Annotated in this window: 3 protein-coding genes; 2 read left to right on the top strand and 1 reads right to left on the bottom strand. The window is 47.8% G+C overall.

Going from position 1 to position 6,431, the window contains the following annotated elements; all coding sequences use genetic code 11:
• Nucleotides 1-356, bottom strand: a 356-nt coding sequence (locus VN105_RS06570; RefSeq protein ID WP_325639114.1) for a hypothetical protein, incomplete at its 3' end; no start/stop codon positions are given.
• A gap of 267 nt (nucleotides 357-623) precedes the next feature.
• Here VN105_RS06570 and VN105_RS06565 point away from each other — a divergent pair.
• Both VN105_RS06565 and VN105_RS06560 read left to right on the top strand, forming a co-directional pair.
• Nucleotides 624-3,725 carry a hypothetical protein gene (locus VN105_RS06565; protein WP_325639112.1) on the top strand — a complete coding sequence of 1,034 codons (3,102 nt, stop codon included), beginning with the start codon at nucleotides 624-626 and terminating at the stop codon, nucleotides 3,723-3,725.
• 162 nt (nucleotides 3,726-3,887) lie between these two features.
• Nucleotides 3,888-6,272, top strand: a complete 2,385-nt coding sequence (locus tag VN105_RS06560; protein ID WP_325639110.1) for a penicillin-binding protein 1A — start codon at nucleotides 3,888-3,890, stop codon at nucleotides 6,270-6,272.
• Nucleotides 6,273-6,431 lie beyond the last annotated feature (159 nt).

Genomic DNA, 6,431 nt, shown 5'->3' with positions numbered 1-6,431 from the left:
ACTTTCCCGTTAAAGTCGCCGTTTATCACTTGTTTGATATTGTTCAGATACTGGTCGCGGGCATTGATAGCGGTTTCCAGCGAATCAGCCCTCATTTTAAGATGAATAAATTCTTTCCGCTGCTTCAGATCTCCATAGCCAGGTATGTAGTACCGCAAAGGCGTAAACACTACTGTAGCTACTGTAATGGCTACCAGTAACACAAAAAGGGTGCTGAAGGCAATGTACACGCTCATCCGGGATAGTTTGAACGAGGTCACTTCTTCATAGGTATCATCATTCATAATTACCAGACGGTATTTATGACTCAGTTTTTCGAGATTTCGTCTGTTGCTTTTATTACCCTTCCTGGCCATGTTTTGTGATACTTCTTAAAGAACACTGTTTATTTTAAGGCGCGCTAAAGTTAATCATTATTGTAAAATAGGAAACAGTGTTTTACGGATTACCGGCAGAAAGAGAGATTTTTATTTGAAAACCAGCAGATTAAAATATATCCGCTGTTGGAAAAAAGTCAGCAACACTTCTCCCGCACTCATATTCAATCAACTATTTTATCCTATCTTTAAAATATTTTTTCAAACTGTAAGTTATATATATTTAGCCTATACACCCTGGCATCCATGAATTGCATCAAACTGCTACTAAAGTATCTGGGAATAATAATATTGTCATTTTGCCTGGTTTTGCCGGCTGCCCGGGCACAAAATAAGCCTCAAAATCGGCCTCAGCAAACAAATTCCCAGGGCCAGGCCCCCAATAAACAGCAACAACGACCTGTTGCCAAGCCCCTTTTTAAACCACGTGAGCAACGCGTACAGGATCGCCGTCCCCCTTCAGAAGTGATGCTGGAAAAAAAGAAATGGACCTGGAAAAGACAATTCTTCCAAAACATGGCTACCCGGTTCAATTATTACTTTCATGCCAGGGTGAAGCTCGACAGGGTGGTGAAAACCGCTAACCGCGATGGCCAGGATAACTATAACATCCTGCTGCCGTTTTACCCGTTCAGCTTACAGAGCCAGGGCTTCAGCAAAGGGGAACTGGACTCCGTTATCGATAAAACAAGCATGGCCATCCAGCTGCACGATCCCCGCGGTAAATGGATCGACGACTGTTTCCTGCTCATGGGCCGTGCCTACTTCTATGAAGGCGATCTTGAAAATGCCAATAAAACATTCCAGTATATTAACATCGCCTTCGCCCCGAAAACGAAGTCGGAATACAAAACAGTAGTAGGGGCGCACGAAAATGACCAGATCTCTATCGCCACCAAAGAAAAGAGAAAAGGCCCCTTCGGCCGCCTCAAACATACCAAAGCACGTAACGACGCCTTCCTGTGGAGAGCCCGTACCCTGCTGGAACAAAAGGAATATGATGAAGTACAGGCCCTGCTTAACATCCTCAACACGGATCCGAACTTCCCGCACCGCCTCGATGGCGACCTGGCGGAAGTACGCGCTTACAGCCATTATATCCAGAAAAGATACCCCGAAACAATAGAACCGCTGAAAGTGGCTATCGATAAAAGCCACGACAAAGTAGCCAAAGCCAGGATGTCGTATATACTCGGCCAGCTCTACCTGCAGCAGCAACACCCGGATTCCGCACTGGACCAGTTCCGTACCGTGATCAGCATGAAACCTGATCCTATGATGGACTTCCAGGCGCGCTTACAGATTGCCAGAACCAATGCCCAAACTACCGGTAATGTGGCCGCCAGCATTTCAGGGCTCCGCCGCATGCTCAGGAAGCAGCGGTTCGAGCGCTTCCGCGACGGGATCTATTACACCATGGGAGTACTTGAATACCCCGACCACCCGGAGGCTTCTCTTAATTATATGAAGCAATCACTGAAAATACCCAGTGATAACCTCATGCAACGCGCTATTACCTACAAAGGCATGGCGGATATTTACTACGACCTGCGTAATTACACGGAAGCAAAAAAATATTATGACAGCACCGCCGGCGTGATGACAAAAGATTTTGTGGACGCATCTACCGTGGAAACACGCAAAAATGTACTCTCGGAAGTGGTAGTCCGGCTGGAAACCATTCACAGGGAAGACAGCCTGCAACAGTTAGCCGCCATGTCCCCGTCGGACCGGAACATTGTGTTGTCAAAAATGGTGGCTGCCATGGAAAGTGAAGCTGCCGAAAAGAAAAAGAAAGAGAAACTGGCCGCTGCCAATCCCCGGGAGAATCCTGCCGCTTTCAGCATGAGCGGGGGAGGCACCGCTTATTCGCCGAAAGAGGAAGCAGGCGACTGGTACTTCTACAACGCGGCCAGTAAATCGGCCGGTTACTCGGAATTTAAACGCAGGTGGGGCAGCCGCCAGCCCGTAGATAACTGGCGCCGCAGCCAGAATGGCGTGGTAAATGCCACCAATAGCGGTGGTCCTATAGAAATAACAGAAGAAACAAAATCCGTTACCCTGGGGGAAGTACCGGCAGACAGCATCAGCACGGAATCGCTGGCAGCGGGTTTGCCACTCACACCGGAAAAACTGGCGGCATCCAAAAAAGCAGTGCAGGACGCCTGGTTCGACCTGGGTAAACTGTACTATGATAAGCTGGAAAATTATTCCCTTGGCATAGAAACCTACGACTCCCTGCTGATCCTCTTCCCGGATCATCCGCGTAAACCGGAGGTATTATATTCCCTGTATGTGTGGCATGGGAAACAAAATCATACTGCCCAGGCCAATCACTATAAAGCAATGGTGCTGAACCAGTACGGTAATACCAATTTTGCAGACATCATCCGCTCCGGCGGGCTGAGAGATATTGACGCCCAGAAAAAGAAGGAGATCAGCGCCGCCTATGACGCTGCTTATGAAGCCTTCCGCCAGGGTAATTATGCGGAATCCATGGCCATGAAAAAACAGGCCGACAGCACCTTCGGTATCAATTTCCTGCAGCCTAAATTTGACCTGCTGGAAGCTATGCTGATCGTAAAAACAGATACCCTGTTCGCTGTCGACAGCCTGCGTGCCGGAGACACCCTGCAGCTGTCGCGGAAGGCAGTACAGGCCGTGCTCACCAAATACGCGGCTGATGAGCCTGTGCGTAACCAGGCCCAGGCCCTCATGGATGCCCTGAACCACCGCGCCGAACTGGCCGATTACCTCGCCAAACTGGAGGTAAGGAAAAAAGACGCCAACGGCGTATTGCTGGATGAAGACATTACCATGCGCTACCCCTGGCAAAATCCGCAGCCTGTACTGGCCGACAGGGTCAATACGGCAAAAGCGCCGGCAGATTCCGCTAAAATAGCGGCCGGGGTAACCGGCAACTTACCCGCCCCAATGGCTACCGTGGCGCCGCCCAAACCGGTTACACCCTATAAATTAACAGCCGATAACCCGTTTTTTGTGGTGCTTTCCTTCCAGCGTGTGTCTAAAGAACTGATGGACGAAGGACTTAACCAGTTTACCCGGTATAATGCCGCCAAACACGCAACAGATAAAATTGAAGTGGGCAGTTTTGTGCTCACTCCCAATGATGTGATGCTGATATTCCGGCTTTTCCCTAATGAAGACAAGGCCCTGGCCTACTTCGATGAGATCCGCGATGAAGCCGCCTCGAATATCATCCCCCGGATCAGGCCTACAGAATATAATTTCTTTGTGATTTCCAGGGATAATTTCATCTTATTAAACAGTACCAAGGACCTGGCAGGTTACCGCAAGTTTTTTACAGATAATTATGTGACCCAATAAGTATTTTTGGAATTTTAAATAGCTTTGTCGGTCAGACTGTCACAAACAGGCTTGTTTATTGCGTATTGACTTTATTGAAAAAATTAGCCAACAGATAGTAATAAATTATTTCATATAAAAGAATTTGGGCAAATCTGGCCATAAAACAAATTAACTAAGCGCATGAAAAAATCGGTGAAAATATTGTGGCGGGTGGCTTTTGGTATCTTAGCATTACTTGTTCTGTTAGTTTTACTCATTAACTTCCGGATCATTGGCAGTATGCCATCACTGGAAGAACTGGAAAATCCGAGGGCAGCACTGGCCGCAGAGGTTATTGCCGACGATGGTACTATTTTGGGTAAATACTACCAGGTAGACCGTTCCAGCAGCGATTACAATGAGATCTCCAAAAACGTGATCAACGCGCTGATAGCAACAGAGGAAACCCGTTTTTATGACAATTCCGGTATTGATCCAAAAGGAACGCTGGCTATCCCTTTTTACCTGCTGATCGGTAAAAAACGCGGCTCCAGTACCATTACCCAACAGCTGGCATTGAACCTGCAATCAGATAACCTGGGAAAAACACGTTCCGGCAACCCGATTGGCAGGGCCTTCCAGAAAGTACAGGAATGGATCATTGCCGTAAAACTGGAAAGGAACTTCACCAAACAGGAGATCCTTACCCTGTATCTCAATACGGTAGCTTTTGGAGATAATGTATATGGAATAGAAAACGGCGCCAGGACTTTTTTTAGTAAAGATGCAGGGCACTTATCTATTGAGGAAGCTGCCATCCTGGTAGGAATGCTAAAGGGCAACACCCTTTATAACCCGCGCAGGAATCCGCAAAACGCACTGCAGCGCCGTAACACCGTTATCAGCAATATGCAGGAAGCCGGTTTTATTACCCCGGCAGAGGCGGCAGCTGCTAAAAGCAAGCCTATTGTACTGCACTATAATAAAATTGACCACAACAAGGGATTGGCCCCTTATTTCAGGGAAGTGCTGCGCGATGAACTGAAAGGTTGGTGTAAAACACATAAAAAAGCGGATGGGTCTGAATATAACCTCTACCGCGATGGTCTGAAAATATATACTACCATCAACCCGAGAATGCAGTTGTATGCAGAGGAAGCCGTGGCTAAACACCTGGCTGTGCTGCAAAAGTCGCTTTCTGCGCAAAAAGACGTAAAAACAGGCAGTGTCTGGAAAAAATGGCCCAAATACCTGGATCAGTACATGAAAGAATCTGAGCGGTACAAGGCTATGAAAGAGGATGAAGCAGACGATTCCACTATTGCCAGGGCGTTCAATACCCCCGTGCGCATGAAGGTATTTGGCTGGAAAAGCTCCACGGAACCGGACCTGAATGAAATAGATACCACTATGACCCCGATGGACTCCATTAAATATATGCGCGCTGTTTTACAGGCGGGCTTTATGGCAATGGATCCTGAAAGCGGTGAGGTGAAAGCCTGGGTAGGCGGACCGGATTTCCGTTACTTTAAAAATGACCACGTGGCTAAAACCCGCCGCCAGGTTGGTTCTACCTTTAAACCTTTCCTGTATTGCTTTGCCATCATGAATGGTATGTCGCCTAACACCATTTTGCCCAATGAGCCCATCTCCATCAATGGATGGACGCCGCATAACTCGGAGGGAAGCACCGGTGGTACCATTACTATGGCCGGCGCGCTCGCCAAATCATTGAACCTGGTGGCCGCCTACCTGATCAAACAAATTGGCGCCAAGCCATTTGCCGATTTTGCCAAAAACAAAGTAGGCTTCTCCAGCGATATCCCTGCCTACCCGGCTATTGCGTTGGGTGCGGTGGAATTGTCGCTTTATGAACTGATGCAGGGATACACTATGTTCCCTGCCAGGGGCATTAACACCAAACCTATTTATATTACCCGTATTGAAGACAGGAACGGCAATATTCTTGAAACATTTGCACCGGTAAAACGTGAAGTGATCAGTGAAAGAGAATCTTATACCATGGTGAAAATGATGGAAGGGGTGGTAGCGCCCGGCGGTACAGGAGCCCGTATCCGTTCCCGTTTCAACATCCAGGGCGAAATAGCCGGTAAAACCGGTACTACCAACGATAACACGGATGGCTGGTTTATGGGCTACACACCTAAGTTACTGGCAGGTGCATGGGTAGGCTGCGAAAACAACTTTATCCACTTCAGCACCACGGCCATCGGGCAGGGCGCCAACACCGGCTTACCCATCTGGGGATATTTCATGCAGAAAGTATATGCGGACCCCACCCTGAAAATCGGTTCCAATGATCATTTCCCGGTGCCGCCGAATATGAGTGAAGACGATATTTACATGAATTACGATTCCAATGTAAAACCCGGCGCCGAATCAGAAAACGTAGGTAACGGCTCAGCAGACGACTATGGCTCCGGCGATGTCAGCGATTATGCCACCCCCGGCGCCGACAGCCAGGAACCGGCAGCCCCGGCAAAGCCAAAAGAGGAGCATAAAGACAATAAAGAAAACAAGCCTAAGGCTACTATGCCGCCTCCGGCGCCTAAGAAAGGGGAGTAGGGCGCGCCTTCGGCGCTTTTAAATTGTCTTGGAGCAGGATTACGCTGATTTTGCTGATTAGTTTGATTTTTATTTTTGAGATTTTTATAAATGATAAAAGGAGATGGAAGTAGTTACCTGCTTTCATCTCCTTTTATTATTAAAATCAATGGTTATAAA

Origin of the sequence: Chitinophaga sp., from assembly GCF_035564935.1 — a bacterium.
GTDB lineage: Bacteria > Bacteroidota > Bacteroidia > Chitinophagales > Chitinophagaceae > Chitinophaga.
This window is presented reverse-complemented; position numbering and strand designations above follow the sequence as displayed.